This is a genomic window from Breznakibacter xylanolyticus, assembly GCF_003254275.1.
In the GTDB taxonomy this organism is placed as follows: domain Bacteria; phylum Bacteroidota; class Bacteroidia; order Bacteroidales; family Marinilabiliaceae; genus Breznakibacter; species Breznakibacter xylanolyticus.
The window spans coordinates 1-3359 of the sequence record NZ_QKZK01000022.1 but is presented as its reverse complement, the minus strand read 5'-3'; the positions used below and the strand labels follow the sequence as shown (position 1 = coordinate 3359).

The following is a 3359-nucleotide window of genomic DNA, read 5'->3' as shown; positions in this document are numbered from 1 at the left end:
CGCGAATTTTACGAATTATGCGAATTTTTGCTTGGCAAAGTGGTAAGCCGATTGCTTTCCTGCGGAAAGGCTTCGTCTAATTACACGAATTTGGAGTTGTGATAGAAGTTTAATGATGGTCTGATGTGTTCTTGCACTTTTGCACTTCTATCGATGCCGGTGGGTTTCAACACCACATTACGAGCAGGAGATTAATTGGGCAATTGGAGGTATGTTGATAAATATGAATCCCGATGGGTGAGATCGGGATTGGATGAGATGTTCCTCCAGTTGGATGAATTCAATGGGTGGAGGATGATGGAGTTGAGCTGAAATCACGCCTATAATGGGTTTGTTTCGGCGGGTTTAAAGGACGAAATGACGCGTTCGATCCGTTTCTCGAGGTCGTTGATTTTTGTGCGGATTTCATCCTTGAGTTCCATCCCTTTTTCTTTTGTTTTGTTGCGGATGGATGAGAGTTCGTCTTCCAAATCGTGAAGTTTTGAAAGCATGTCGTCGCGCGTTTCTTTGCCGCTTTTGGGCGCCATGAGTAACGCAGCTACCGCTCCCAGGGCAGCCCCGGTGAGCATTCCTCCGATGAATAAACCTGTTTTGTTCATAATCGTTGGTTTAATGATGTTATAGAAAGATAGAGAACCGCATGTAAACGGCTTTTTTTCATTCACATACTACAAATATAATGTAAAGGAATGGCTTTGTCCACAAAAAAAACGAATGTATTTTGGTTTGTTGGTGAGTCAAAATTGTATTTTTACATACGTTGGAGCCTTGAATTTGTTGGGGTTGGTACACATCTCATTCGAAAAGAAACAGAAGAGAGCGCATCATTAAAACATAACCGATTTACACTATGAAGCAATACGCATCCATCACCGCAGAGGAGCGGTTGGACATTGTTCGTGAGTATCGACAATTGCTCAAAAGCATCTACGATTTGTTCACGTTGGAGGAGATCCGACAGGTTCGCAAGGCCATTGAGATGGCCATGGGTCAACATCCGGTGATGCGTCGCGCGTCGGGGGAGTTGTCCATTGTGCATTCGTTGGAGGTGGCCAAGTTGGTGATTGATGAAATCGGGTTGGGAAAAACGTCAATTATCTGTACCCTTTTGTATGACTTGGTGGAGGCTTCGCTCATCAAAGTTGACCAAATTGAGCAACTTTTTGGCAAGCAAGAGGGGGTGATTGTAGAGGGATTGGCCAAGGTTGCCGAGCTTTATTCCAAGAATACGAGCATTGAGACGGAGAACTTCCGGAAGCTGCTTTTGACCTTTGCGCAAGATCTACGGGTTGTGCTTATCATCATAGCCGACCGTCTTCGCACCATGCGAAACTTGCAACGGTACGATTTGGAGAGTCAACAGAAAATATCAGCCGAGGTTTCGTACCTGTATGCGCCCATGGCACACCGGTTGGGTTTGTACACCATCAAATCGGAGTTAGAAGATTTGGTGATGAAGTTCACGAATCGGGAAATGTATAAGTTCATCGCCCAAAAATTGAACGAGACCAAGCGAGCGCGCGATAAGTACATTGCCGAGTTTATCGCCCCACTTGAGCAGGAGTTGAAGAGTCATGGATTAAAGTTCGACATCAAGGGACGCACCAAGACCATTCACTCGATTCATAACAAGATGAAGCAGCAAAACGGGGCATTTGAGAAGATTTATGACCTGTTTGCCATTCGGGTAATATTGGATAGTGAACTCAAAGAAGAGAAGGCCGATTGCTGGAAGGTTTATTCGATTGTGACCGATAAATATCAGCCCAATCCGAGTCGGATGCGGGATTGGATCTCCATTCCCAAGTCGAATGGTTATGAGTCGTTGCACACCACCGTGCTTGGTCCCGAGGGCAAGTGGGTAGAGGTACAAATTCGCACGCGTCGGATGGACGAAGTGGCTGAAAAGGGATTGGCGGCGCATTGGAAATATAAGGGGGGTAAGAGTGAGCGAGGGATGGATCAGTGGCTGTCCGGTATCCGGGAGATATTGGAGAATCCCGAGGCCAATGCCATCGATTTTATGGACGATTTCAAACTCAATCTCTACGATGAGGAGGTGTTTGTGTTCACGCCCAAAGGGGAGTTACGACGGTTGCCCAAGGGAGCTACGGTGCTCGATTTTGCTTTTGAGATACACAGCAACATTGGGAAAAAGTGTGTTGGGGCGATTGTGAACCAACGCAATGTGCCCATTAAGTATGCGCTCAAGAATGGCGATACGGTAGAGATACTCACGGCGGTGAATCAACAGCCCAAGAAGGATTGGCTCAACATCGTGGTGACGTCGAAGGCCAAAGGGAAGTTGAAGCAGGCTTTGAAGGAGATTGAGTACAAGGATGCCGAGATTGGGAAGGAATTGTTGGAGCGCCGCTTGAAGAATGCCAAATCGGAGTTGACCGATAATGCGTTGCATCAGGCGGTTCGGTATTTTAAGTGCAAGACGATTCACGATTTTTACTGTGACATTGCCGCTCAGCGGCTCGATATTTTGGCGGTTCGGGATTATATTGCGGATTACGAGAAGCGGGAGCATGAAAAGAGTTTGCCAGAGAGTCCGGGAGGGCGGAGTGCCGAGAATTTTGTGGCACAAAACATCGTTCCCGATCATGCGGGCAGTGAAATATTGACCATCGACAAAAATCTGAGTAATGTGGATTATAAGTTATCGAAGTGTTGTAATCCGATCTACGGAGATGAGATTTTTGGTTTTGTGTCGGTGTCGGGGGGGATTAAGATTCACCGGGTGGATTGTCCCAATGCAAGGGATATGTACAACAAGTTTGGGTATCGTATTGTGAAAGCACAATGGACGGGGAGCACCGGAACCGATTTTCAGGCGACGCTCAAGGTGACGGGTAATGATGACATTGGCATTGTATCCAATGTTTCGTTGCTCATCACCAAGGAGATGAAGCTCAAGTTGCGCTCGATCACCATTGATTCTCAGGAAGGAACCTTTGAGGGGACGGTGTCGGTGTTTGTGAATAGCACATCGTTGCTTCAAACGCTCATCAAGCGGATTAAAAACGTGAAAGGGGTTTATTCGGTGTCGCGCATCGATCGGGTGTGAACAAAAATTGGCAGAAGGGGATTTTTTTTGTAACTTGGAATTATGATTAAACGCAGAGTCAGAATAAACGCAAAGGCGCGAAGGCGCTGAGTTATTTTGTTGCGCCATGCGTTTAAATAACAAAGCAGATAGCTCAAAAGAGTTATATAGTAGAAAGAATAAACGCGGAGACGCTAAGGCTGAGTGTATTAGTGATTTAGTGCGTTTAAATATAAAAGCAGATAACTCATTTTCCTTAACGTAACTCACGAAGAACTGACGCTGAGTTGCGGTGAGATAAGATGAG

The 3359-nt window shown here is 46.0% G+C and carries 2 protein-coding genes; one reads left to right on the top strand and one right to left on the bottom strand.

Features of this window, described 5'->3' with window-relative positions; all coding sequences use genetic code 11:
- Positions 1–320: 320 nt before the first annotated feature.
- Positions 321–599 carry a YtxH domain-containing protein gene (locus LX69_RS12215; RefSeq protein ID WP_111446341.1) on the bottom strand — a complete coding sequence of 93 codons (279 nt, stop codon included), beginning with the start codon at positions 597–599 and terminating at the stop codon, positions 321–323.
- A 251-nt stretch (positions 600–850) separates the two neighbouring features.
- Between LX69_RS12215 and LX69_RS12210 the strand changes: the two genes are divergently transcribed.
- Positions 851–3073, top strand: coding sequence for a RelA/SpoT family protein (locus LX69_RS12210; protein WP_111446340.1), 2223 nt, complete (start codon positions 851–853; stop codon positions 3071–3073).
- Positions 3074–3359: the final 286 nt, after the last annotated feature.